This window comes from Hymenobacter busanensis (genome assembly GCF_008727865.1).
Classification (GTDB): domain Bacteria; phylum Bacteroidota; class Bacteroidia; order Cytophagales; family Hymenobacteraceae; genus Solirubrum; species Solirubrum busanense.
In genome coordinates, this window is the sequence record NZ_VTWU01000002.1 from 305,453 (window position 1) to 329,661 (window position 24,209).

20 protein-coding genes are annotated in these 24,209 nt (G+C 62.2%); 7 read left to right on the forward strand and 13 right to left on the reverse strand.

The features are described 5' to 3' along the window. Window positions 1–31 precede the first annotated feature (31 nt). Complete coding sequence (locus F0P96_RS05750; protein WP_160620418.1) at window positions 32–1,720, reverse strand: SBBP repeat-containing protein; 1,689 nt, start codon at window positions 1,718–1,720, stop codon at window positions 32–34. Between the two features lie 428 nt (window positions 1,721–2,148). Between F0P96_RS05750 and F0P96_RS05755 the strand changes: the two genes are divergently transcribed. From F0P96_RS05755 to F0P96_RS05770, 4 genes are all read left to right on the forward strand, one after another. Then, complete coding sequence (locus F0P96_RS05755; RefSeq protein WP_151077865.1) at window positions 2,149–2,859, forward strand: L,D-transpeptidase family protein; 711 nt, start codon at window positions 2,149–2,151, stop codon at window positions 2,857–2,859. A gap of 100 nt (window positions 2,860–2,959) precedes the next feature. Further along, a complete protein-coding gene (locus tag F0P96_RS05760) occupies window positions 2,960–3,418 on the forward strand; it encodes a VOC family protein (protein ID WP_151077866.1) in 459 nt (152 codons plus the stop codon). Further along, window positions 3,409–3,966, forward strand: coding sequence for an NUDIX hydrolase (locus F0P96_RS05765; protein ID WP_160620414.1), 558 nt, complete (start codon window positions 3,409–3,411; stop codon window positions 3,964–3,966). Before F0P96_RS05760 ends, F0P96_RS05765 begins: the two co-directional genes overlap by 10 nt. A 166-nt stretch (window positions 3,967–4,132) precedes the next feature. After that, window positions 4,133–5,230 (forward strand): WD40 repeat domain-containing protein, encoded by a 1,098-nt coding sequence (locus tag F0P96_RS05770; RefSeq protein WP_151077867.1) that lies wholly within the window; start codon window positions 4,133–4,135, stop codon window positions 5,228–5,230. A gap of 87 nt (window positions 5,231–5,317) precedes the next feature. Here the strand turns inward: F0P96_RS05770 and F0P96_RS05775 are convergent, their stop codons facing one another. Then, window positions 5,318–6,739 carry a DUF5723 family protein gene (locus F0P96_RS05775; RefSeq protein ID WP_151077868.1) on the reverse strand — a complete coding sequence of 474 codons (1,422 nt, stop codon included), beginning with the start codon at window positions 6,737–6,739 and terminating at the stop codon, window positions 5,318–5,320. Window positions 6,740–6,889: 150 nt separating this feature from the next. Between F0P96_RS05775 and meaB the strand changes: the two genes are divergently transcribed. Then, entirely contained in the window at window positions 6,890–7,876 is a 987-nt protein-coding gene (gene meaB, locus F0P96_RS05780) for a methylmalonyl Co-A mutase-associated GTPase MeaB (protein ID WP_151077869.1), read from the forward strand. Window positions 7,877–7,880: 4 nt separating this feature from the next. Here the strand turns inward: meaB and F0P96_RS05785 are convergent, their stop codons facing one another. The 8 genes from F0P96_RS05785 to F0P96_RS05820 all read right to left on the reverse strand — a co-directional run bounded on the left by F0P96_RS05785 (window position 7,881) and on the right by F0P96_RS05820 (window position 18,265). Further along, window positions 7,881–8,264, reverse strand: coding sequence for a VOC family protein (locus F0P96_RS05785; RefSeq protein WP_151077870.1), 384 nt, complete (start codon window positions 8,262–8,264; stop codon window positions 7,881–7,883). A 9-nt stretch (window positions 8,265–8,273) separates the two neighbouring features. Further along, complete coding sequence (locus tag F0P96_RS05790) at window positions 8,274–9,566, reverse strand: gliding motility protein GldB-related protein (protein WP_151077871.1); 1,293 nt, start codon at window positions 9,564–9,566, stop codon at window positions 8,274–8,276. 64 nt (window positions 9,567–9,630) lie between these two features. Beyond that, the gene (locus tag F0P96_RS05795) at window positions 9,631–12,234 is read right to left on the reverse strand and encodes a DUF5916 domain-containing protein (RefSeq protein ID WP_151077872.1); all 2,604 of its coding nucleotides are present in this window, start codon (window positions 12,232–12,234) and stop codon (window positions 9,631–9,633) included. Window positions 12,235–12,483: 249 nt separating this feature from the next. Further along, window positions 12,484–15,030: a M56 family metallopeptidase gene (locus tag F0P96_RS05800; RefSeq protein WP_151077873.1), complete on the reverse strand. Its 2,547-nt coding sequence runs from the start codon at window positions 15,028–15,030 to the stop codon at window positions 12,484–12,486. Continuing rightward, window positions 15,027–15,455, reverse strand: coding sequence for a BlaI/MecI/CopY family transcriptional regulator (locus F0P96_RS05805; RefSeq protein ID WP_151077874.1), 429 nt, complete (start codon window positions 15,453–15,455; stop codon window positions 15,027–15,029). The genes F0P96_RS05800 and F0P96_RS05805 overlap by 4 nt, the downstream gene beginning before the upstream one ends. 210 nt (window positions 15,456–15,665) lie before the next feature. After that, a complete protein-coding gene (gene folB / locus F0P96_RS05810; RefSeq protein WP_151077875.1) occupies window positions 15,666–16,037 on the reverse strand; it encodes a dihydroneopterin aldolase in 372 nt (123 codons plus the stop codon). 193 nt (window positions 16,038–16,230) lie between these two features. Then, window positions 16,231–17,238, reverse strand: coding sequence for a DivIVA domain-containing protein (locus F0P96_RS05815; RefSeq protein ID WP_151077876.1), 1,008 nt, complete (start codon window positions 17,236–17,238; stop codon window positions 16,231–16,233). 94 nt (window positions 17,239–17,332) lie between these two features. After that, on the reverse strand, window positions 17,333–18,265 hold the full coding sequence (locus tag F0P96_RS05820; RefSeq protein WP_151077877.1) for a WD40 repeat domain-containing protein: 933 nt from the start codon (window positions 18,263–18,265) through the stop codon (window positions 17,333–17,335). Window positions 18,266–18,443: 178 nt separating this feature from the next. Here F0P96_RS05820 and F0P96_RS05825 point away from each other — a divergent pair, with 178 nt between their 5' ends. Both F0P96_RS05825 and F0P96_RS05830 read left to right on the forward strand, forming a co-directional pair. Continuing rightward, window positions 18,444–19,103: a 4'-phosphopantetheinyl transferase family protein gene (locus tag F0P96_RS05825; RefSeq protein ID WP_151077878.1), complete on the forward strand. Its 660-nt coding sequence runs from the start codon at window positions 18,444–18,446 to the stop codon at window positions 19,101–19,103. A 23-nt stretch (window positions 19,104–19,126) separates the two neighbouring features. After that, the gene (locus tag F0P96_RS05830) at window positions 19,127–19,729 is read left to right on the forward strand and encodes a redoxin domain-containing protein (protein ID WP_151077879.1); all 603 of its coding nucleotides are present in this window, start codon (window positions 19,127–19,129) and stop codon (window positions 19,727–19,729) included. A 124-nt stretch (window positions 19,730–19,853) separates the two neighbouring features. Here the strand turns inward: F0P96_RS05830 and F0P96_RS05835 are convergent, their stop codons facing one another. The 3 genes from F0P96_RS05835 to F0P96_RS05845 all read right to left on the reverse strand — a co-directional run bounded on the left by F0P96_RS05835 (window position 19,854) and on the right by F0P96_RS05845 (window position 24,147). Beyond that, window positions 19,854–20,753: a transglutaminase-like domain-containing protein gene (locus F0P96_RS05835; protein ID WP_151077880.1), complete on the reverse strand. Its 900-nt coding sequence runs from the start codon at window positions 20,751–20,753 to the stop codon at window positions 19,854–19,856. A gap of 562 nt (window positions 20,754–21,315) precedes the next feature. Next, window positions 21,316–21,714, reverse strand: coding sequence for an OsmC family protein (locus tag F0P96_RS05840; RefSeq protein ID WP_167291171.1), 399 nt, complete (start codon window positions 21,712–21,714; stop codon window positions 21,316–21,318). Between the two features lie 777 nt (window positions 21,715–22,491). Continuing rightward, window positions 22,492–24,147 (reverse strand): acyl-CoA carboxylase subunit beta, encoded by a 1,656-nt coding sequence (locus F0P96_RS05845; protein ID WP_151077881.1) that lies wholly within the window; start codon window positions 24,145–24,147, stop codon window positions 22,492–22,494. Window positions 24,148–24,209: the final 62 nt, after the last annotated feature.

Here is a 24,209-nt window from a genome sequence, read left to right on the forward strand (position 1 = left end):
GGCAGCGGAGTTGCTCGTGCGGCTCGCTCGTTTAGCGCACCGTTACGCGCGACACGGCGGTTTGGCCGTTGCCGAGCGTGGCGCGCAGGTGGTAGAGGCCCGGGGCCAATCCGGCCAGCGCAACGCGGTACGTACCGGCTGCTTGCGGCAACGTCTGCTCCCGCACCGTGCGGCCCAAGGCGTCGGTCAGGGCCAGGCGGCCACCGCCTGCGGGCAGAGCTAACTTGGTGTAGTCGTCGGCGGGATTGGGGTACGTTTGCAGAGCCACATCAGCAGCAGCGCGCGTAGCCGTGATGGTACCGCCGGCATTGAGCTTGCTCACAAAAAAGCCGATACCGGTGCCGGTGGATGCAACGGAGCCGAACGAAACGGTGCCAAGCACCCCGCCGGCCAGGTAGGCATTGCCGCCGGCATCGGTGGCCACATCAAAGGCAATGGCCGCGTCGTTGGCGGTGGTGCCACCGGCCCGGTTCGCCCAAATAGCATTACCCAGCCCATCGTATCGGACCACAAATACGTCTTGCGTATTAGCGGTGAGCGTGGTGGTGCCAAAGGTGACGCTGCTCTCGAAATAGCCCGTAACATAAAGACCACCGCGGTTGTCGAAGGCTACACCCTGTCCCTGGTAGTAGTCGGGCGCGGTAGGAACGATGCGGCGCGACCATTGCGGGGCACCTGTAGCCGAAAAGCGGGCCACGTAAATTTCGGATGCGTCGCTGGTGCTGGTGAAAACACCGTTGACATAGCCCGTAATGGCCACGTTGCCGCTGGCGTCCACGGCCACGTCGGAGACGCCGTCGTTATTGGCAGTGCCCGCCCGCTGCGCCCATACGGTGTTGCCTTGTGGGTCAAACTTGGCCACAAAAATATCCTCGTCGTTGACCGCGCCGGTGCCGGCTGGCAGGGTAACGGAGCCAAATATGGCGGCGGGTTGCCGAATGACGCCCCCCAGGTAGGGGTTGCCGGCGGCATCGGTCGTCAGCGCATACCCGAAATCGGAGCCGTTGCTGCCGCCTTTACGAATCCAGACCTGCGCGCCGTTGGTAGCCGAAAGCTTGCACAAGAACACGTCGCTATTAGAAGCCGACACCGTGGAAGCGCCCCCGAAGCCGATGGAACCGGCAAAATCACCGCTGACGTACACGTTGCCGCTGGCATCGGCAGCAATGCCGGTAGCATAGGCGCTGTTCCCGCCGGTTACGCCGCCGGGAATAGCCCACAACAGGTTGCCCTGCGAATCCAGCTTGGCTACATAAGCATCGGTTACGCCGTTGGCCGTGGTGAGCGTGCCGGGTGCTCCCGGAAACGAGAGCGAACCACTGAAGTAGCCGGTCAGATAAGCGTTGCCAGCGGGGTCGACGGCTACGCTAACGTCGGTGTCGCCCGACGTGGTGTTTGCCTGCCGGGCCCAGGCCACGGTGCCGTTGGGGTTCAGCTTAACCAAAAACAGGTGCCCGTTGCCGGCGCCGGCCGCCAACGTAGTGCTACCAATGGTAAATGTTCCCTCGAACACGCCGCAGACATACTGACTGCCGTCGGGAGCTACCGCAATTTCATTGGCGCGGCTGCCGTCGTTTGCCCCGCTACTGCTGTTGGCCCGCACCACCGAAGCCCACGTGGGCGCAGCTACCTGGGCTTGGGTTGAAAGGGCGGCAAATCCAAGTGCGGCAAGGAGCCCGAGCCGAGTAAATAAAGGGGTAAAAGGAGTACGTGTGTGCATAAGGCAGTTGAGTAGAAGAAGTGAATTTGCACGCCGAAAATACTGATACCACATTAGTATCCCAGACAAAAGACGAATTATTCATCATTTATTTCAATTCGTTTTTCACCCTACTAATAGGCATAATCCGCTACCTATTGCCTCTTGTATTTGAGAATTATGCTCGTGCATTACCGTATAATACTCTGCTCGCGTAGCCCGCTGACGTTCTGCTGCTTTCGTTGGTATCGGCGTACTCCAGCATCAGCCATTAATGGCCCAGATGCAGCCGAAGCCGGGTCTTTTTCAGCCGGACTATATAGCTCGCATACAATAATTCCAACCTCCACCGTTCTTGAGCCCAGATGCCGCAGCCGCGCAACGAGCCCACTCCGGGCTTATTTGCAGCAGTACGGCACCTCCTCATGCGGTTTTGGCTTGCTGGCGTCGTGCTGTTCACGACCATAGCGGCGCGCCCGGTAGCGGCGCCCGGTTTTCGCGACGAACAACTGCTGCACCCGCGGGTGCAGGCCGCTTACCACGATGCGTGGCCGGCCCTGCGCAGCCTGCTGCGGGCCCACGCCATCGAGCCCAGCCAACTGGAGGTGTTTTTCCGGGTGTTTAAAGTGGGCACCCGCCTGGAAGTATGGGCCCGCAACCGCACCGACGCTTCGTTTCAACTTCTGAAAACGTACCCGCTGGCCGGAACTTCGGGCACGCTCGGCCCCAAGCGCCGCGAGGGCGACGGGCAGGTGCCCGAAGGCTTCTACCGCATCGACCGGTTCAACCCCGAAAGCCTCTACCATCTCTCCCTGGGCCTCGACTACCCGAACGCCGCCGACCGCCTGCTAGGCAGCGCCAAGCCCGGCGGCGACATCTTCATTCACGGCTCCAACGTCACCATTGGCTGCCTGCCCATTACCGACGCGGGCATTCGGGAGGTGTACGTGCTGGCCACCGAAGCGCGGCATGCCGGCCAAACCGACCTGCAAGTGCATATTTTTCCCTTCGAGCTGACCGACGAGCAACTCCAGCGCCGCCGTGGCAGCGTGCATTACGCGTTCTGGCAGAGCTTGGCGGCGGGCTACCGGCAATTTGCCAAGCATCATACCCTGCCTACCGTGCAGGTTGAGCCGGGTGGGGCCTACGTGGTGCGGTAGCGCGGGCAGCAGTCGGGCATCTTTTTTCGACGGATGCCGGTAGATTGGGGTACCACACCGCACGCTGCCTTTTGGTTTCTGCATCTCACTCTCTGCTCCTATGCCGCTGCTCGCCGCCCGCTACGCCCACACCAACCTCATTGCCGAAAACTGGCAGGAACTGGCTGCTTTCTACGAAACCGTGTTTGGCTGCCAGCCGGTACCGCCCGTGCGCGACTTCCGCGGTCCGCAGCTAGAGGCTGGCACCGGCGTGCCGGGAGCAGCGTTGCGCGGCGCGCACCTGCGCCTGCCCGGCCACGGCGAACAAGGCCCCACGCTGGAAATCTTCGAGTACAACCCGCTGGAAAACCGCGCCCGCACCGCGCCCAACCGGCCCGGCTTCGGCCACATAGCCTTCGAAGTGCCCGATGTGGAGGCAGCCCGCGCCGTGGTGCTGGCCGAAGGGGGCCACGCCCTGGGCGAGGTAGTAACGCTGCAAACCGCCACCGGCGCCCGCGTTACCTGGGCCTACGTGACCGACCCCGAGTGCAATATCATCGAGCTGCAGCAGTGGAGCTAAAACCCATACGCCAAGCAGCACCGAACCCACCGCTGCGCGACGCGGCGGTACTGGTGCCCGTGTTTCGCGACGCGGCCGGCGAGCTGCGGCTGGTGCTGGTCCGGCGCGGCAATTTTGGCGTGCACGGCGGGCAGCTGGCCTTTCCCGGCGGCAAAGCCGACCCCACCGATGCTTCGCCGCTGCACACGGCTTTGCGCGAAGCCGAAGAAGAAGTAAGCCTGCGGCCCGAGCAGGTAACCGTGCTGGCGACGCTGCCCGTGCTGACCACCTTCACCACCGGGTTCCGGGTGGCGCCGTTTCTGGGCCGGATAAACCGGCCAACGACGTGGCACTGGCAAACAGCCGAAATCGACGAGGTGCTGGAAGTGCCTGTGCGCGAGCTGACGGCCGAAAACCATGCCACCGAAATGAGGCAGCTGCCCGGTTGGCCACAGCCCGCCGAGGTGTCGTTTTACCGCGTGGCCGGCGGGCACCAGCTGTGGGGCCTGAGCTACCGCATTGTGCGGGGTTTGCTGCCGCGGCTGCAAGCAGGTGAGTGGGAAATCTGACAGCGGCAGGAAGCGGCCGTACCACGCCACTGTCTCGCTTGCGCCGCCTCAGAAACCGGGCCGGCAACAGGCGGGCGCGGGCCTGCTTCAATTTTTTGGCACAGATTTGCGTTACACGCTGCTACGCGGCCGGCTTCAACCATTGGGCGGGCCGCTGACTCATCCTATGCACAACCGTTTTCTGCTTTTCGTTGCGCTGTGGCTGCTGAGCTTCGGCGCCCGCGCCCAGCAACAACAATCCATCTGGTACTTCGGCCAGGAGGCCGGCCTCGATTTCCGCCAGGGTGCCCCTACCCCGCTGCTCGACGGCAAGCTGACCACATACGAGGGCTGCGCCGTGGCCACCACCTCGCGCGGCCAGCTTCTGTTCTACACCAACGGCGTGAACGTGTGGAACCGCCAGCACCAGTTCATGCCCAACGGCAAAGGGCTGATGGGGAGTAAGTCGAGCGCCCAGAGCGTGCTCATCGTGCCCGACCCCGGCAGCGGCAACGTGTTCTACCTCTTCACCACGGCCGCCGAAGGTGGCTCAGGCGGCATGCGCTACTCCGTGCTCGACATGACGGCCGAAGGCGGCCTCGGCGACGTGAAACGCAGCAACGTGCTCCTCATTTCGCCGGTGGCCGAAAAGCTGGCCGCCGTGCGCCACCGCAACGGCAAAGACGTGTGGGTGGTGGGTCACCGCTGGAACTCCAACGCCTTCGTGAGCTACCTCGTGACGGCCGACGGCATCGTAACGAAGCCCAACCTGAGCAACGTGGGCAGCATGCACGCCGGCCCCGGCCGCAACGCCATCGGCACCATGAAATTCTCGCCCGACGGCCGCAAGCTGGCCGTGGCCATCTGGCGCGAGGCCAACCGCGTGGAGGTCTTCGACTTCGACAACGCCACCGGCAAAGCCGCCAACCCGAAAGTGTACAAAGGCTTTGAGGAAGCGTACGGCGTGGAGTTTTCGCCCGACGGCTCGAAGCTCTACGTGACCAGCAACGGCAACGGGGGCGGCAACGCCCAGGTGTGGCAGCTGAACCTGAAAACCGGCGACAAAACCGCCATCGGCAATTCGGCCAACCGCAAAATCGGCTCGTTGCAGCTCGGCCCCGACGGCCGCATCTACGTGGCCCGCGAAGACAACCCGTTTCTGGGCGTCATTCAAAGCCCCAACGCGGCCGGCGCAGCCTGCCAGTACGACGACAACGGCATCAAGCTCGGCGGCCGGCGCAGCAAGCTCGGCCTGCCCAACTTTGTGCAGAGCGGCCCGCGCTAACCCGCAACTACCCAAAAAAGCAGTGCCACGACCTGGAGCCGTGGCACTGCTTTTTGTTTTTGGTATTTGCTCGGCTTGGCTTTTGGCCTACTTGGTTTCCCCGATTTTGAACCGCAGGAAGCCCATAGCTACCGACACGTAGGGGTTTTCGGAGGTAAGCAAACCGGCCACGTCGCGGGTGCTGATGCCGGCTTCGTAGACTTTGGTGGTGAGCGTGACGCCCAGCGGAATGCTGAACGCGTAGCCCGCGCCGGCCGTGGCGCCGGTGCTCAGGCGTACCCAGCGCGCCGGTTTAAAATCGAGGCCCACGCCCACAAACGGAGCTGCAATGTTACCGGCTACGTTGTTGAGGGGCATGGTCACGTCGAGGCCGGTTTCGAAATACTCGCTGATGCGCACGCCCACGCCGGCCCGGAACTTGGTGGGCAGGTTGGCGGTGCGCTCGGTGCCGGGGGCGTACTGGAAGAGGCTGTCGGAGCCGGCGGCCAGCAGTTCGGAGGCTTCTTTGATGAAATTGTAGGTACCAATACCGGCCGAGCGCAGCCGCTTCAGCTTTTGGTCGTTGGCCGTTACCAGGTTGCCTTCCCAGGTCATTTTGCCCATGTCGGTAATGGCTACGCCCACGCGCACGGCCTTGCCCACGTCGGCCGACAGGCCGAGGTCGAAGCCGTTGCCTTTGCCCACGGGCTGCAGACCGGAGTCGCGCTTCTTCAGGTTGAAGTTGGGGTTTGAGGCCAGCTTGCCGTAGTCGATATCAAACAAGGGCGAAAGGGCGCCGTAGGCTTCCACTTTGCCGTTTTTTACCCGCGTATCGGTAATGCCCACGCCTTCGATGTAGCGGTAGCCCGCCCCGGCCGTCAGCTGCAGCATGTCGTAATCGAGCACGCGCACGCCATAGGCCACGTTGAACTCGTTCAGCCACGACACCTGCACCTCGGTGCCGTCCAGCGCCTCCGACACCAGCGGCACGGTCGCCAGGTTCTTGGGCGTGCCGTCGGCGTTGAAGTTGGCTTTGATGATGGGCGCGTTGAAGCCCAGAAACAGCAACTCGGCGGCGTTCTTGTTGAGCCCCACGTGCGTGCTGATGCGCTGCCGGTTGCTCACGGCAATGGTGCCGATGCTGGGCAAAGACACCGACAGCCCGAACGTGTTGACGTCGATGTTGGCGTTGAGAGCGTTATCGGAAGTAAACGACTGGGCCAGACTCAGCTTGTCGGCGTCGGTGAGCTTCAGTTCGCTGTCGTAAATGAGGTGGTTGAGCTGCGTGCGCGTGAGGGACTGCGACCCGGCGCCCAGCCCGAACTCGCCGATGCTGAAGGCTACTTTGGCGCTGCCCACCCGAGCAAGGTTGGCCGGGTTGATGCCAATGGCCTGGTAGTCGCGGGCAAAGGTGGTGGACACGCCGCCCCGGCCGGTGGAGGTAAAGTTGCTCAGCTCGTTTTGGGCTTGGGCTGCCAAGGCGCCCAGCATGAGGCCCGGCACTAGCAGCGCCCGCAGAAATACGTTCATCGGAAATACAGAGGATGGTGCAAAAACGCTGGCCTGCGTAGTAAAACGTGCCAACGCGCAGCAAGTAGCTACTTTTAAGCCTTGCAAGCAATGCCGCCCGGCCTATAATCGACCACCGCCGGCCGCAGGTCTGCCTTTTGCCCGTTTCCCGTGCCCAAACGCCTCTCCCTCGCCCAGTACACCGACGGCCTGCTCGCCGGCAACCGCTTCGTGCTCAGCCGCGCCATCACCCTCGTCGAAAGCACGCTGCCTGCCGATAAACACTTGGCCCAGCAGGTACTCGACGCGGTGCTGCCCCGCACCGGCCGCTCGGTGCGGCTGGGCATTACGGGCGTGCCGGGCGTGGGCAAAAGCACTTTCATCGAAAGCTTGGGCATGCACCTGGTGGCCGAGCGCGGGCACCGGCTGGCCGTGCTGGCTGTGGACCCCACCAGCCAGCGCAGCGGCGGCAGCATTCTGGGCGACAAAACCCGCATGAATCAGCTGGCGGCCCATGAGCACGCCTTCATCCGGCCCTCGCCCGCGGGCCGTTCGTTGGGCGGCGTGGCGCGCGCCACCCGCGAGGCGCTGCTGCTGTGCGAGGCGGCGGGCTACGACGTGATTTTCGTGGAAACCGTGGGCGTGGGCCAGAGCGAAACCGCCGTACACGGCATGGTCGATTTCTTTTTGCTGCTGATGCTGGCCGGTGCCGGCGACGAGCTGCAGGGCGTGAAGCGCGGCATCATGGAAATGGCCGACGCCGTCGTCATCACCAAGGCCGACTCGGGCAACGAACTTGCGGCCAAGCGTGCCCGCCGCGAATACCAGAGCGCCCTGCAACTGTTTCCGCACGCGGCCTCGAGCTGGGCACCGGTGGCCCGCACTTGCTCGGCCCTCACCGGCGAAGGCGTGCCCGGCGTGTGGGAGGAGCTGCAACGCTACCTGGAAGTGGTGCGCGGCAACGGTTTTTTTGAGCAACGGCGGCAGGAACAGAACCTGCAATGGCTGCACCACAGCATTCGGGAGGCGCTAGAGGAACGATTTTATGCCCGCCCCGACGTGCACCAGCGCCTTGCTCAGCTACAATTGGAAGTGCAGGAAGGCCGCCGGTCTGCCTTTGGGGCGGCCGAAGAGCTGCTGGCGCTGGGCGACGTGTAGGGGCTCAGCCCAGCAGGTCCCACTTGTTGCCGTAGCAGTCGGCAAACACCACCACGCTGCCGTAGCTTTCGTGGCGCGGCTCTTCCAGAAACTGCACGCCCAAGGCCTTGTAGCGGGCGTAGTCGCCGGCAAAATCGTCGGTGTGCAGAAACAGGAAAACGCGCCCGCCGGCTTGGTTGCCCACTTGGGCCTGCTGCTCGGGCGTGGCGGCCTGGGCCAGCAGCAGCGCCGGGTGCGCGGCCCCGCCCGGCGACACCCGCACCCAGCGTTTGCCGAGGCCGCGGTCGGTGTCTTCCAGCAACGTGAAGCCCAGCACACCCACGTAGTAGGCCAGGGCTTCGTCGTAGTCGCGCACAAGCAGCGTGAGGTTTCCGAGGTATTGCGCCATACAGAAGGTTTAACGAGCCGCCAGACCTTTTTCGTAGCCGCTCTTTTCCAGAAACTCGGGGTAACTGCCGATGTTCAGAATTTCCTGAATGGCCTGCTTTTTATCGGCGGCCTTGGCGTAGTAGGCCTGGCAAATTCTGTAGCCGACGTAATAGCCGAGGTCGGCCGGTTTTGCAGCTGTTTCCTGCCCGCCGTTCCCAATCCAGTTGTTCCAGTTGGTGCTGGTCATTTCCTTTTTGAAGTCGGCCCAGATTTCCGCTTCGTGGGCATTGCCGTAGGCGTGGATACGGGCGTTCGGATTGGTACCCGTCACGACTTCGGCCAGAAAATCGGCCATGCCCTCGTTGATGGCGCCGCGCAGCAAGGTGAGGTCGGGAGAGTCTTTCTGAATGTAGTGAATGTGCTCGTGCGCCACTATCACGGGCACCAACGCTACCGGACTCAGAATGGCACGGCCGCGCACGCTCAACTCATCGAGGGGTACGCCGGGGCCGTTGCTAAGCTGATCGGCACCGAGCAACAGCCCGTTTGGCGACACCGTGCCGGCCGAGCTGAAGCGGCCGATGACGAAGTACACATCGGGAAAGCGCGCGGCCGGATACAGCTCTTTGATCTTGCGGAAGTTGGCCTGCATCTGCGGCTTAAACCCGGCAATCTGCTGCGTGGTGGGCCGAATGCTGCGGTAGAAGTTGGGCTTCTGGTCGAGGTTGCGCACAAACCGCGCCACGGAGTGAATCTTGCGGTCGAAGTAATCCTCCAGTCCCACGCTGGCCTTGTCGAAGTACTCCCGCTGAAAAATGGCGTGCCGCTGCGCAGTGTCGCGGGCGGCCAGGTCGTAGGCCCGCCAAAAGTTGTCGATGTCGCTCGTAACGAGGCGCACCTTGCGCGGGTCGGCTTCCCGGGCAGTGGCCTGGTCCATGCGCTTCACAATTTTGGCAAACCCAGACGTCGTGCGCAGGCTGGCGAGGTCGGCATCTTTCCGCACGTGCTCGGCTTGGTTGAACCCCGCTTGCTGAGCCGCCGCCAACTGCTGCAGGGCGGGTTGGGGTTGGCCGGCCAAGGCGTAATAGCAAGCGGCGTTGTACAGCGCCGATGCCCGGGCCAGCCGATGCGGCTCGGCGCCGGCCAGGCGCTGGTAGCGCGCCGCCGCTTCGGGGTAGCTTTTGGCTGCGGCACTGCGTTTGGCCTGGGCCCGCAGCGAATCCAAGGGCGGGGTAGCCGGCAGGGTCTGGCTCTTTGCGGCTTGGCTGCAAGCCAGGCTCGCCCACAGCGCGGCTGCAAGAGAGGCGTTGCGGTAGTGCATAGTGGAGGGTAGGCGTTAAGTTGGTAGCAGAAGAGCCTAATTAAACAGACTATTTCCTACGCAGCTAGCTCCGTTTTTTGCGCAGGGCGAGGTAGTCGAGGTAATACAGGATTTTTACCGAGACGGAGTTGTTGTGGGGCGTGTTGATGGTGTTCGAGAGGTTGTCGAAGTAGAGCGGTGTGGCTTGGTTGGCATTGAAGGACGAGTAGCCCGCGTTTTTCCAGACCACGCTCACCTGCGAGCCGGGCGCAAACCACCACGAGTACACCGCGTCGATGTTGAAGGCGTTGAACGTGTTGTTGCGGTTGCGCTGGTAGTCCACCAGTTCCTCCTCGCCGCCGGGTTTCAGGCGGGCAAAGTCGCGGTAGCGCACGTTGCTGGTGTAGTGCCGCGCCCGAAACGTGAACGACATGCGGTTGGAAAACGTGTAGGCCATGGAGGCCACGTTGGTCACCGTAATAACCTTGCGCCGCCCCAGAATAACCTGGTCGAGGTAGGGCTGATCGAGCGGCTCGTCGCTGTCCATGCCGCCGTTCACGTAGCCAATCTGGTTGTCGCTCAGGTTCCAGTTGAAGTTGTAGCGGAAGTTGAGCTGGTTGTTTACGCGGTAGCGCGGCGAAATGCCCAGGCCGTAGCCGGCGCGGCCGGTGCGGTTCAGGCGCTGGCCGGCTTCGCCGTAGCCGCGGCGGTCGGCAGTGTAGAGCCGAATGCCGGCGTTTACGTCCCAAGCCAGCTTCTTGCGGTAGTCCGTCGATATAAAGGCACCCAGGTTGGCATTGGCCGGCACCCGCACCCAGTATTCGCCCAGTGTGGCGGTGCGCGGCTCAAAATAGTCGCGGTTCACGGGGTTAGCGTCGAAGTTGAAGCCCGCCGTCAGAAAGCTCTTGGTGAAGGTGGTGTTGGCGCCGCCGTAGAGGTTGGTGCGCTGGTAGAGCATGGGCTTGTAAAGCAACGACTGGTCGAGGCCGAAGTAGGAATAGAAGTTGTTGACCTTCCAGAAGGGCTTGTAGTGGTTGTAGTTGCCGAAGATGCCCTGCGAGATGTTGTTGTTGCCGAACAGGATACCCAAGTCGTTCGGGTTGTAGTGGTCCGATTCGATGCCCTGGTTCAGGCCCCAGGTGAAGTTGCCGCTGATTTTGCTCACGCCCACTTGGTACTTGTAACCGTTCTGGTCGTCGATTTTCTCTTCGGTGCCGAAGTCGTTGCCGCGGCGGCGCGAGTACACCATGCGGCCGTCCACGGCGTAGGAATTCTTCTTGTTGGCGAAGCGGAACAGGCCGCCGGTGACGTTGGCGTCGTAGGTGCGGCCCCAGCGCGTGACGTTGGTATTGATGAGCGAGACGTAGGAGTTGTTTTTCAGGCTCTGGTCGAGCACCGCAATGCTGTAGTTGCTGAACGGCTGCGTCAGTACGTCGCGCTTGGCGCCGGTGGCGCTGTCCTGCAGCGTGGCGTACACGTCGTTGCTCAGCGCGTTGAAGAGGCCCACGCCCAAACCTTTGTTGGTGCGGCCCGAAATCTTGGTGGCGTTCAGCAGCTGCGTTACGCCGGGGTTGCGGGCCACAAATTCGCCCTCGTGCACGCGCCCTTCCGCGTCGCGGTAGCGCTTGCGCAGGTAGCTGCTGGCGCTGCCATAGCCGATGGGCTGGGCACCCACGCGGCGCGAGTAAAACAAGCCGCCTTTGTTGAACAGCTCGGTGCCCTCGGTGAAGAACTGGCGGTTTTCGGCAAACTGCACCTCGAAGGGCGACAAATTCAGCACCTGGTTGTCGCTCTGCACCTGCCCGAAATCGGGCACCAGCGTCGCGTCGAGCGTGAAGCTCTCGTTGATGCCCCACTTCACGTCCGCGCCCCCGTTGAAGCTCGTCGTCGTGCGGCGGCTGGGGTCGGCCAGCTCCGGGTCGTGGTTCACGTAGCCCGACACGTAGGGCGTCAGGCTCAGGCGCAGGGGCGGTTGCACGTCGCGCACGCCGGTAAGCAGGCCCCACTGGTTCACAAACCCATCGACGGCGGGCCGCACCTCGTTCCAGAAGAAATCCTGGTTGTCGCGCTTGCGGCGGCGCATAAACTGCAGCCCCCACAGTTGTTCGGGCTGGTTGCCGAAACGAATGGCCGAGTACGGAATGCGGATTTCGGCCACCCAATCGGTGCCGTGCAGCGAGGTGCGCGAGTCCCACACCGCGTTCCAGTTGAAGTCCTCCCCACTCGCGGGCGAGTAGCGGGCGTCCATCTGCACGCCGCCGGTGGTTACAAAAAAGCCGTAGCCGTTGAGCTTGTCGTGGTAGGTGTCGAGGAAAATGCCGATAAAGTCGCTGTTGCCGAAGTTGTCGCGCGGGGTCAATTCCCGCAAAATCGAATCGGGATTCACGTCGTGCATCACGGCGCCCACGTACAGGCTGGCGTCGTCGTAGAGCACGCGCACTTCGGTTTTGTGCCGCTCGTGCGGGCCGGGGTTAGGCCGGTTCTGAATGAAGTCGGTGGCGGCCTCAGCCTGTTGCCAGGCTGCTTCGTCGAGCACGCCGTCGAGCTTGATGCCGCCGCTGATGCGCACCGCGCCCAGTTGTTTTTTGGGAGCCGGCGTGTTATCGGTTTTGGATTCGGGCGACTGAGCGCGGGCCACGCCGGCCCAGAGGCTCAGCACAACCAGCAACAGCGTACAACTGCGCATCATGGGAAAGGGGAAAGGGAACGGGCCAGCAGGTCTTTTGCCAGTATCTGGGTGCGCGAATAGATGCAATTGGGACGCTTGGCGTTGCTTGGCTTCCTAACTAATTCCTCGGGCCTGCATCCGGCGCGGAATTGTGCAACCGGGCAAAAAAGCGGAAGCCGGTCGGGTCTCTCCTCCGACCGGCTTCACCACACCACCGTTCACTCACCAAAGTCCCGATATGTGGTTGCCTACGTTGTTGCGCGGCGCGGCTTAATCGTTGTTGACGACGATGTCCATGTTTACATTGCTGCCCTCGGTCCCGCCCAGCAGCTTGCGGTAGCGGGCGGCCACGTCGGCCGGCTGCTTTTTGCCGTTCACCACCATTTCGTTGTTGTTGAGGCGAAACTGCAGGGTGTTGTCGTCGTCTTCAATAATCTGGTCTCGCACCAGGGCCGAACGCACATCCACCGAGTTGATGAGCGTGGTTTTGGGTGTACGGGGTGCCCGCGGGGTGCGCGGCGCTTTGGGTGCCGTGGGGGCCACCGACGGGCGCGGGGCGCGGGGCGGACGGGGCGCCGCCGGGGCCGGGGTGCCCGTCGAGTTGTAAATGATGGAGCGGTTGGTATTGTTGCGCGTGATGGTCATCGAGCCGCCGGCATTCAGGTCGCGTTCGTTCAACTCTTTATAGATGCCCAGGTACTTGCGCAGCATGGCCTCGGGTTGCTCCTTGCCATTCACCGTCAGGCGGCTGCTCGTGAGCTGGAAGGTGAAATTGTTGGTGTCGGTAATCAGCCCGTCGCGGCGCAATTCGCCCACCAATTTTTCCTCCACCTCGCGGTTGCGCTCTTCCCGTTCCCGGGCGCGTTCCTCCCGTTCGCGGGCGCGTTCTTCCCGTGCCCGCGCGGCTTCCTCACGCCGTTCGGCTTCGGCTTCGCGGCGGTCGGCCTCGGCTTCTCGGCGGGCTTCATCCCGTTCCCGCACGCGCTCCTCGGCTTCGTGGCGACTTTCTTCCAAGTCTTGGCGCTGGTCGCGAATTTTCTCCAGTTGCTGCTCAATCCGTTCACGGTCCGCTTCGCTCAGGTCGGCTTGCTGGCGGGCTTTTTCCAGACCGCGCTCGGCCTCGCGCAGGGCATTGCGGGTAATGCCTTCCGCATCCACGTACACCTGCGGGTTTAGCTGGCCGTCGGGGCCGAGGCGGAACACCCGCGTTTGGCCGTCCTCCAGGCGCTGGTACTTGAAGTTCTTCGCAAAGTCTTTGTCCAGCTTGTAGAATTTCTTGTCGAAGTCCTTGCCGAATTTGTCTTTGAACTCCTTCTCGAATTTTTCGCTGTCGAAGGAGTACTCGTAGCGGCCCGGAGCAATGTAGCGGTGGGCGTAGCCGCTGCCCGAGGGCACCTGAATGACCTCCACGCGCGACTCGTTGTCTTTTTTGCCACCGCGCCGGTCGCTGCTGCTAGTTTCCACCCGCTCGCCGTTCACGTACAGATCGGTCAGCCGGCCCTTCTTGTCTTTCTCAATGATAACCGAGCCCGGTCCGCCCCGACGGTTGACCTCGCGGTCGAGCACAATCACGCGGCTTTCGCCTTTGTTCTTGGCTTTGCGCTTGCGTTTCCGGTCATCGTCGTCATCGTCGCTGCTGCAAGTAGCGTCCGTCAGCGCGGCCGTTTCGGCCACGGTGGCCTCTATTTGCTTGATGTCGGGCTGCGTGATGAAAGCGGGCATAGCTTGGCGCAACAGGCGCGGCGCGGCGGCCGCCAAATGCGGGTGCGCCAAGGCGGCCACTGCACTAATCGAAAGCAATACAATACCCATCATTACCACGCAGGCAGCCAGAAAGCCTTCGGAGAAAGTGGGGGCGCCCCGGCGCTGCACCAGGCGACGCACCCGGCCCAGCAACGAGCCTTGGGGTCCTACGGCGGCCATGGTCAGGCGCGGGGCCACGGCGCGCTCCAAGCCCAGTTCGGCCAACGCGGCCAGGGCGCGGGCCAGCACCAGCGGGTCGCCGCAGAGCGAGGCGGCCACGTCGTCGCAGCAGTTTTCACGCTCCGAGCGCAGCGTAGCGGTCAAGAACCACACGGCCGGGTGGTAGAAGAACAGGATTTCGGCAATCGACTGGATGATGTTCACCAAGTAGTCGCGGCGGGCTACGTGGGCCAGTTCGTGGGCCAGAATGGCTTCCATTTGCATAGGGCTCAGGCCCGCCACGGCGCCCAAAGGCAGCAGGATCATCGGCTTCAGGTGGCCCACTACCACCGGCACCCGCACCAGGCTCGACTCCAGCAGCGCCACGGGACGCTTCAGGCCGGCGCGCTCCGAAAGGTTGGCCAGCCGGTGCTGCCAGGCCAAACCCAGCGGCCGGGTACCGTAGTGGCGCAGGCGCTGCACGTAGGCCAGCCCGCCCAAGAGGCGCAGGGTCATGGTCAACAGCCCGAGCAGCCACACCGTCACAATCAGCGGCAGGTTGTGCTCGATGTAAGCCAACACCACTTTCTTGCTTAGCGGATGCTCGGCGGCGGGTGCCACGGTGGCCATGGCATCGGCCGCGGCGCTTTGCACCCATGCTTCCGAGGAAGTAGCCACGCTAGCCGGAGCGGCCGTGAGATAGTAGCGCATGAACGTGACGCCCGCCAGCAGCAGAATTAGCCCCAGGGAGGCCGCCGTGACGGAGTAGCGCACCTGCGCCGAGTGGCGGCGCAGCAGCAAGAGCAGCCCCGCCAGCGCCAGCGCCACCAAGGCGCCCTGCCAGAGCGAGTGCAGAAGCGTGTAGCCAACGGCGCGCACCAGCGCAGGCGTCAGCAGGGTCTCGAGCCAATTCATTTGGTGTCAGGCGTAGCGGTTGGGGAGGGTTGGTCGGGGTCTTGTTGGTCGTCCATCGAGTCGAGCAGGTCGCGGATCTGGTCCAGCTCGGCACGGGAGGTTTTGCGGTTGCCCAGGGCCTGCTGCACCAGCTTCAGGGCCGAGCCTCCGAAAGCAGCTTCCAGCAATCGGTCGATGAGCACGCCTTGGGTTTCCTGCTCGCGCAGGGCCGGGCGGTACACATGGGTGCGGCTGGAGTCGTCGCGGGCCACAATGCCTTTCTCGTGCATGAGCTGCAGCAGCTTGAGCGTGGTGGTGTAGCCCACGTCGCGCCGCTTGCTCAGCTCGTCGTTCACAAAGCGCACCGTGCTCGGACCGTGTTGCCAGAGCACCTGCAGAATTTCCAGCTCCGATTCCGTCGGGCGCGGTACGTTGTTCTTTCCCATCTCGCGGTTCAATTCTTTACGAAACCATTCGTAACCCAAACATATACGAAAGGCATCGTACTTGTCAAGTTTTTCCTACGAAATATTTCGTGAATCTACGTCACAGACAGCCCGCACCAGAAAAGGCTGCATATAAGTTACAGCCTCCGAATGGCTTGTGTACTCCCATTCTGGGGTGATTGCCCGGCACTGCCGCCCAACGGCGGCGCGCTACAGCACCGGGCCCGGCCGCTTGCGCTTAAGCGTGACGCGCGCGCGGTGGCAAATGCCGCCCAATGGCGGGTTGAACTTCGACACGCTCACTTCCACCCGCTGCACATGGGGCAAGTCGTGCAGCACCCGGTCGATGATGCGGTGGGCCAGGTGTTCGAGCAGCCGCGCCGGGGCCTGCATTTCCTCGTACACGAGCTTGTAGAGAAGCTCATAATTCACGGTTTCGGGCAGCTTATCGGTGGCGCCGGCGCGGTAGAGGTTGGTGCGCACTTTCAGGTCCACGCCGTACTTGTTGCCGATTTTCTGTTCCTCGTCGTAGTAGCCGTGAAAGGCAAAAAACTCGAGTCCTTCCAGCGCAATCTGGCCCATGGTTGAAACAGTGAGGTGGTGAAATAATGCGTTGCTGCCTTGTCAGTGGTTTGCCGTCCACCGCCCAGCCAAGCGGGAACCGGCGCAACATCGCCCCAGCCCGCCGCAAAGGAAACGAAAAAGCCTGCCCCGTAGGGCAGGCCGGTCGTCCACGAAATCCGTGGAATTCAGTAAATCAGCTGGAATCCGTGGGCTAGATTTCGTCGAAAAACGACTTCTCGGCCTCGGCACCGGCGGGCACGGTGGCCATGCCGGGGTGCGTTTGCGGCGTGGGCGGGGCAATTTCGGGCGCGTTGGGCGTCACCGGCTGAATATCGGGCCGGGCCGGTTCCACATTAGGAGCACCGGGGCTGGGCACTTGCGACGGCTCGGGCACGTAGATGCGCGACGGTTCCGAAATGCCGGGATTTTCGTGCGGATGCGCCGGGTTGATTTCGGGCCCCGGCGTGTGGGCCGGCTCGCCGGGCTGCGGTTGCTTGCCGGGCTGTGGGCCAATGGGCCGGTTGGTAGGCTCGCTGCCGTAGGCAGCACCGCCCGTAGCCGGCGCGGTAGCCGGAACCGAGGCGGCCGACGAAGCGGACGATGTTTGAACGTACATGGAGGTGTCGGTTGCGGGCGAGGCGGGTTCCTCACGGTTTACCTTTACGCTAGCCGCACGCGAAAGGATGGCCGCCACCGAACCGCGCGGGCGCTGCTGGGCTTTCTCCACTTTCTCCTGCACGCCGGCGGCCAGGTGCTGCAAGTCGCGCATCAGGGTATCGAGCACACTTTCGAGGCGCTGGTGCTCCTGACCCAGGGTATTCACTTCGGCCTGCATATCGGCCACGGCTTTTTCGGCTTGCTGGTAGGCCTCGTCCACCACACGGCGGGCTTTCTGGCGGGCGTCGGCCAGCAGTTGCTCGGCTTGCAGCTGGGCTTCGCGCTGCTTCAGCTCGGCTGATTTCTGAGCTTGGTCGACAATGCTGGTGCTGGTGTCTTCGGCCGTTTTGAGGGTGCGGTAGAGCGAGGTTTCCACTTCGCGCATTTTCTGCACGTCGTGCTGCGCCTGATCGAGCTGGCGGCGCAATTCGCGGTTTTCGTCGCTCATTCGCTCCCACTGCTGCGAAAGCGTGAGCAGGAAGGCGTCCACCTCGTCTTTGTCGACGCCGCGGAAGGCGCGCTCGAAGGTTTTCTGCCGAATGTCGAGGGGGGTAATTTTCATGGTAAGGTCAGTATTGAGTATGGCGTACGTAGTAGTGGGAAGAAGCCTGTTCGCGTCGAATACGGGATTCTCACTACTCAATACCAGCTACCAACTACTCTTGCAAAAGCTGCCACACGGCCAGGCTGCGGTCGTCGCTACACGAAACTAACCGATTCTGCCGGCCCGACCAAAACAAGCGGTTTACGGAGGTACCGTGCCCGGCGCTGCGGGCGCGGTCGACCACGCGCAGCAGGCGACCGGTGCTGGCCTCCCACAGCTTGATGCTTTTATCCATGCTGCAGGTGGCGAAGAATTGCCCGTTGGGGCTGAAGGCAAGATGATTGATGGCAAACAGGTGCGCCACGACGGTCAGGTTTTCACGATAATCGGCGGCCACGTCGTAGGCGCGGAGGTGGGCGTCGCGGCCGGCGGCCAGCAGCTGCGTGCCGTCGGGGCTGTAGGCTACGGTGAACACCGAATTGGTGGCCTCGGCCAGCGTGTAGCGCAGCTGCAGCGAATCGGCATCGAGGATGCGCACGGTGGCGTCGGAGGTGCCAATGGCCAACTCGCCCCGCTCTTCGTGCAGCGCAAGGCTGCGCAGGCTTTTGTCGGCCACGCGCAGCAAAAGCTCGAGGCTGAAATCGGCGGCGCGCAACACGGCCAGCGTACCGTCGCCGATGGCTACGTAGAGCCGTTGGCGAACTTCGGAGTAGGCAAAATCGAAAATGGCCACCGGCGGCAGGGCCGTGGCGCACCAGAGCTGCTTTTGCGCCAGATCAATAACCTGCACGCCTTGGTAGTTGTGGCCAATCACCAGCAGGCCGCGCCCGGCCACGTAATGAAGCGCGTACACTGAGTTTTCGACGCGGGCCACCAGCTGCCCGTCCTGCTCGGGCTGCTCGATGCTCCAGCTCACCACGAGGCCGTCGGCGCCGGCCGAGAAGAACGCGTCTTCTGCCGCGTGGCCCGCCAGCGCGTACACGCAGTCGCGGTGGCCGGTGAGAGCGGCCAGTTTCAGGAGTTGCGGGCGGTGCAGCAGGGTCATGGCAGGCGAAAAGCAGCGCCGGGAGGTCGGCAGCGCGAAAATACGGCGCCCGGCGTAGGGGCGCGTTGCGCCCGCCCGCCGTTGCACGGCGCATCTGCCTTCACGCGGTTTTTTACACGAATTGTTTCCGTTCTTGGTAGTCTGTTCAACGAACGGGCGCGGGCAATGCGCCCCTACCATGCCGCTACACCGCATTTCCACTTTCGCCGACGGGCAAACCCTGCTAGGGCTGTGGCAGCTCACCGAATCGGTGGAAGAATTGCTAGCCCAAGTACCCGCGGCGGCCGACTACGCCGCCCTGCTGCCCGCCGGGCGCGACCCGCAGCGGCCGCGCCAATGGCTGGCCGGCCGGGCCTTGGTGCACACGCTACTTCCGCACCTGCCGGCCAGCGCACCCAGTGCCCGGGTGCGCAACGATGCCGCCACCAACCAGCCGTTCATCGAAAGCCAGCCCGCGTTGGGCGTGTCGTTGTCGCACTCCGGCGCGTGGGTAGCGGCGCTGCTCACGGCCGAAGGGCGCGTTGGCATAGATGTTGAACTAGTGCGCCCAAAAGCCCGGCTGCTGGCGCCCAAGTTTCTCACCGAAACCGAGCGCGCCGACGCAGGCGACGACGACGTGAAATACAGCCTGAACTGGAGTGCCAAGGAAACGCTCTACAAGCTCTACGCCCGCCGCCGCTTGTTATTCAAAGAGCATATCCGGCTCGATCCGTACATCCGCCAGGAAAACGGCATCTTCACCGGCCACTTGCTGACCGAAGGTGCCCACAGCCAGCACCAGATTCAGTACGAACACCTCACCTCCGATTGCGTGCTGACTTGGTGCCACGCCCGCTAACCATCTCTCGCCTTCCCCCTGCCATGTCGCTTCGTCGTCTCTCGCTTCTTGCCGCCGCCCTGCTCATCACCGCCACGGTGGTTGTCACGTCGGCCCGTGCCCAGTCGGGACCCGTGTCCGATTTCACGCTGAAAAGCGCCGACAACACGGCGGTTTCCCTCAGCTCGTTTGCCGAGAAGAAAGGCGTGGTGGTGGTGTTTACCAACCCCAGCTGCCCGTTTTCCAAGCTCTACGAAAGCCGCCTGTTGGCGCTGGCCAGCCAGTATGAAGGCCAGGGCGTGCAGTTTCTATTCGTCAACGCCCCCATCAACCTGGAACAGGCCCCCGAAGCAGCCGGTGCCGACAAAGTGAAGGTAAAAACCACCGGCGCCAGCCTGGGCCAGTACAGCGACGAAGGTTTGAAAGCCGCCACCCTGCTGGGCGTAACCAAAACGCCGGAAGCGGTGGTACTGCAGCCCACTGGCAACGGCTTTACCATGCGCTACCGCGGTGCCATCGACGACAACCCGCAGATGGAAAGCTACGTGAAGGACCGGTACCTGAAAGCCGCCCTCGACGCCGTGGTGGCCGGCCAAGCCGGCGGCCTGACCGAGAAACGCGCCTCGGGCTGTCTGATCAAGAAGTAAGTTCACAATCCCGTCATCCGGAACAACGCGAAGGACCTTCTCCCGCCAGAACAAATCGTTCGAGCTAGAGAAGGTCCTTCGCGTTGCTCCGGATGACTGTTTTTGTTTGTTAGCTACCAGCAGCTTATTCCTCTTCCGGCGTATCGTCGTCCTCGGTTTCTTCGGCTTTGGCCGAATCGGCGGCGGAGCTGTCGGTCAGAATAGCTAGCAGCACGCCTATTTCGGCGGCTTTTTCGGGCTCCTGCATCTTCTCGAAGCTCACGGCGAGGTTGCGCAGGGCGCGCCGCACGATGTCGAGGTTGGAGCAGGGCTCGAAGAAAATGTCGTTGGCCGGCAGGTTCAGCTGGGCCACGTAGTGCTCGATGTCGGTGCGGGTGAGGATCAGGCCGCGGTTGTAGCAATTGATGTAGAACGGGTCCTCGTCGGCATCCTCGGGGCGAAAGGTGAGGATGAATAGGTTGGGCAGGTTCACCCCCGAAACCGGTAGGCCCAGGCGCTGCGCCACCAGCAGGTAAATCACGCACAGCGTGAGCGGGTTGCCGCGGCGCGTTTCCAGCACCAGGTGCAGCATAGAATTGGCCGGGGCGTGAAAGTTCTGGGTGTTGGCCGAGAACTTGTGCACCTTGAACAGCACGTGATTGAGGGCCCGTACGATATCCACCGGGCCCATTTGGGGCAGCAGCAGCATCCATGCCTCGTAGCGCAGCTGCTCCACGGCTCGGTTCAGGGCCTGCAGGTCGGCGTCAGGGTATTGGTAGGAATTGATGAGCCACATGCCCTCCAGCAGGTTTTCGCCACCCGACTCGCGCCACACCCGCAGCCGCTCCTGCACGCCCGCAAACTGCAGGTCGTGAATCAGGTCTTCGAGGCGATGCTGCTGGGCCGTATCGAGGGTTTCCTCCCAGGCTTCCTCCAGAAACGGTATCACGCTTTCGCCCAGCTCCTGAATGCGGCCTTCGATGTGGGGGCGCACCTCCGCGTCGTCGAGCAGCGAAATAAGGGCTTTGATTTCTTTATTGGTCATGCCTAAAAGCAATACCGCGCCCAAGTACGGCGCGGCCTCTGGATTCGGGATAGGGTCAAAGATACGGCTCCGGCCCTGGTAACACCGATGCGAGCGGCAGAATTCACCGCCGCGCCCGGCTTTGATTTACGGCCGGGCTCGTGGAAGCGCGAAGGCTTGCAAGGCTTTTCGGTTTCGCTGAGCATCTGCGCATCCAACCGTAAGCGGAAGGGTCGGCTTTCACCCGCGCTTCTACCCACATGCCTGGCGGCCGCGCCGAATGGCGGCCGCGCAGCCCCAGGACAGTGGCCGACGAGAGGCTCACCATTGTGTTCGGCCGGTGCTTGCGCTACGCTCCACTGCCTGGCTGCCTTCGATGCAGATAATCTGGCCTGCCACGTGCCGCTGGGAACGGCCGCGTTTCCACGTAGGCCAGGTGCTTTTGCCGAACCGGTACTGCCCGAAATAGCGGACCCGAAAAGCAACGGGCGCGGCAGGAGTGCAGCCAGCCGTGCGACTCCCCCGCTTGGGTTGCGGGCTAGTTACCTTTACGTGGCAGACAGGCGTGCAAGCGGGCGTTGCGTTAGGGCAGCAGGGTGATGCTGGCTCCCCGGCGTAGGGTATTGTGGACTTCCGCAACGCGGTCGGTGTAGCGGATAAGGTCTTCAATGTCCGCGGCGGGAGCATCTGAAACGACGCGGGTCTGGTATGTGAAGTTTGTGCCGGCTTCACCTTCGGCTCCGAATTCGCCGCTCACGACCACTTCCACGCTCGTCAAGGACAGCTTCCGTTTACTGGCTTCCCGATAAAGGTCGTTGCAAAAACACGTTGCCAGGGCCAGCAACAGCAACTCGCCGCCGTTTACCGACGAGCCGAATCCCGATGGCTTCGGTGCAATCTGTACGGCCTTGGCGGCGCCGTCGGTTTGCACCTCAACCAGGTGCTCCTGAGCTTGATTATAGATGCGGGCCAACATTTTCATAGCAGACGTCTTGCAGAGCGCAGCCTGATGCCGTGCCCTTAGTGACACCTGCTTAATATAAAGCAAAAAGCTCACCCTCATAACAGTAAGGAGCCTTCAACCGCCACCAGCAACTCTTGTAGCCACTTAAGAATCAGCCGCCCCACCTGTACGCTCACTGTTTCGGGCTGAAAATGGCGAGAGGCCCGGTGCTATTTCGTCGGCGTTGATGAACTCGCGGCAATCGAGCAAAACGTATGCAGTGGTTTTACCCGCACCGTTGCAGCCAAAGAGGAGACAGAGCTTCATTAGACTGCAAGGCAGTATATCACTCTGAAATAAGCTCGGCCCACCGCAATGAGGTTGCAGTGAGCTGAGCTAACCTCATTAACATTGGTCAATGTACCTCAACCCGCTTGACTGTAACAGTTTGACGGATGTAATTAAGTATGATGAGCCCGACAATGATTAGTAACAACCTATACAAATAAAACTCCCAACTAAAAAGCTTAAAACTGTCCAGCACCTCGTTCAAAAATCGGCCGCATATACTTAATGCAGGGCCTGCTACAAGTGTAATGATTACCCACCACTTCAGATTTACCAAGGGATTTTTATGCTTGGCAACAACTAAGAATAGCAATACAGCCATCCAAAGTAATCGGATTATGCCAAGCACATTAAAGCCATTTAGCAACGCGTAGATAGACAATAATCCGCCAGCGGATAATCCTATTACCAAAAACCAATAAAACACCCTATTTTGAAAAACAGTTTTTTCCATCATTTATAGCTTGCTCATACCTGAATCACCCCCACGTTGTACGCCTTTTCAATGGGCGCGTGGTTGGCCATTTCAATGCCTTGTGAAATGACACGTCGGGTTTCCAGCGGGTCAATCACGGCATCGACCCAGAGGCGGGCGGCGGCATAGTAGGGCGAGAGCTGCTCGTCGTAGCGGGCCTTGATCTTGTCGAACATTTCCTTTTTGGCCTCCTCGGTGAGCTTTTCGCCCTTGCCCTCGGCGGCGGCTACCTGAATCTGCAGCAGCGTATTGGCCGCGGCGGCCCCGCTCATCACCGCCAGCTGGGCCGTAGGCCAGGCCACGATCAGGCGCGGATCGTATGCTTTGCCGCACATGGCGTAGTTGCCGGCCCCGTACGAGTTGCCGATGATAACCGAGAACTTCGGCACCACGGAGTTCGACATGGCATTGACCATTTTCGCCCCGTCCTTGATGATGCCGCCGTGCTCCGACTGCGAGCCGACCATGAAGCCGGATACGTCGTGCAGAAACACCAGCGGAATCTTCTTCTGGTTGCAGTTCATGATGAAGCGCGCCGCCTTGTCGGCCGAGTCGGAGTAAATAACGCCGCCCATTTGCATGGCGCCCTTCTTGCTCTTCACGATTTTGCGCTGGTTGGCCACAATGCCCACGGCCCAGCCGTCGATGCGCGCCAGGCCGCAGATGAGCGTCTGGCCGTAGAGGTCCTTGTAGGGCTCGAACTCGGAGTTATCGACCAGGCGGAGGATAATATCCATCATGTCGTAGGGCTTCACGCGGTCCGAAGGCAGCAGGCCGTAGATTTCCTTCTCGTCGTGGGCCGGGGCCTGCGGGGCTTTGCGCGAGAAGCCAGCCGTGGGGTTGGCGCCCATCTTGTCGAAGATGTTGCGGATGTGGTCGAGGCACTCCTCGTCGGTCTGGAACTTGTAGTCCGTCACGCCCGAAATTTCGGAGTGCGTGGTAGCCCCGCCCAGCGTCTCGTTGTCGATGGATTCGCCGATGGCCGACTTCACCAGGTACGAGCCGGCCAGAAACACCGAGCCGGTACCGTCGACAATCATGGCCTCGTCGGACATGATGGGCAGGTACGCCCCGCCGGCCACGCACGGGCCCATAATGGCAGCCAGCTGCACGATGCCCATGCTGCTCATCACCGCGTTGTTGCGGAAGATGCGGCCGAAGTGCTCCTTGTCAGGGAAGATTTCGTCCTGCATCGGCAAATACACGCCGGCCGAGTCGACCAGGTAGATAATCGGCAGCTTGTTTTCGATGCTGATTTCCTGGGCGCGCAGGTTTTTCTTGGCCGTAATCGGAAACCAGGCCCCGGCCTTCACCGTGGCGTCGTTGGCCACGATGATGCACTGCCGGCCCTGCACGTGGCCGATAACCACCACTACGCCGCCGCCGGGGCAGCCGCCTTCGTCCTGGTACATGCCTTCGCCGGCAAATGCGCCGATTTCCACGGTTTCGGACCCTTCGTCGATGAGGTAGGCAATCCGCTCCCGCGCCGTGAGCTTGCCCTTGGCTTTGTGGGCGGCAATGCGCTTTTCGCCGCCACCGAGCTTCACTTTCTCCAGCCGCTTGTGGAGCTGGAAGTTGAGCTGCTTGAGCTGGTCTTCGTTTTTGTTGAATTCGAGGTCGGCGCGGGTGGGGGCAGCAGGCTGGTTCACGGGAGAGAAATGGAGCGAGGGGAAAAGCAAGAAATCCGCCTGGCAGGGCGGATTTCAAAGGT

Coding starts and splice junctions, on each gene's coding strand:
- F0P96_RS05750 (WP_160620418.1), bottom strand. CDS start 1,720: ATGCACACACGTACTCCTTTTACCCCTTTATTTACTCGGCTCGGGCTC.
- F0P96_RS05760 (WP_151077866.1), top strand. CDS start 2,960: ATGCCGCTGCTCGCCGCCCGCTACGCCCACACCAACCTCATTGCCGAA.
- F0P96_RS05770 (WP_151077867.1), top strand. CDS start 4,133: ATGCACAACCGTTTTCTGCTTTTCGTTGCGCTGTGGCTGCTGAGCTTC.
- F0P96_RS05775 (WP_151077868.1), bottom strand. CDS start 6,739: ATGAACGTATTTCTGCGGGCGCTGCTAGTGCCGGGCCTCATGCTGGGC.
- F0P96_RS05785 (WP_151077870.1), bottom strand. CDS start 8,264: ATGGCGCAATACCTCGGAAACCTCACGCTGCTTGTGCGCGACTACGAC.
- F0P96_RS05790 (WP_151077871.1), bottom strand. CDS start 9,566: ATGCACTACCGCAACGCCTCTCTTGCAGCCGCGCTGTGGGCGAGCCTG.
- F0P96_RS05795 (WP_151077872.1), bottom strand. CDS start 12,234: ATGATGCGCAGTTGTACGCTGTTGCTGGTTGTGCTGAGCCTCTGGGCC.
- F0P96_RS05800 (WP_151077873.1), bottom strand. CDS start 15,030: ATGAATTGGCTCGAGACCCTGCTGACGCCTGCGCTGGTGCGCGCCGTT.
- F0P96_RS05805 (WP_151077874.1), bottom strand. CDS start 15,455: ATGGGAAAGAACAACGTACCGCGCCCGACGGAATCGGAGCTGGAAATT.
- folB (WP_151077875.1), bottom strand. CDS start 16,037: ATGGGCCAGATTGCGCTGGAAGGACTCGAGTTTTTTGCCTTTCACGGC.
- F0P96_RS05815 (WP_151077876.1), bottom strand. CDS start 17,238: ATGAAAATTACCCCCCTCGACATTCGGCAGAAAACCTTCGAGCGCGCC.
- F0P96_RS05820 (WP_151077877.1), bottom strand. CDS start 18,265: ATGACCCTGCTGCACCGCCCGCAACTCCTGAAACTGGCCGCTCTCACC.
- F0P96_RS05825 (WP_151077878.1), top strand. CDS start 18,444: ATGCCGCTACACCGCATTTCCACTTTCGCCGACGGGCAAACCCTGCTA.
- F0P96_RS05830 (WP_151077879.1), top strand. CDS start 19,127: ATGTCGCTTCGTCGTCTCTCGCTTCTTGCCGCCGCCCTGCTCATCACC.
- F0P96_RS05835 (WP_151077880.1), bottom strand. CDS start 20,753: ATGACCAATAAAGAAATCAAAGCCCTTATTTCGCTGCTCGACGACGCG.
- F0P96_RS05840 (WP_167291171.1), bottom strand. CDS start 21,714: ATGAAAATGTTGGCCCGCATCTATAATCAAGCTCAGGAGCACCTGGTT.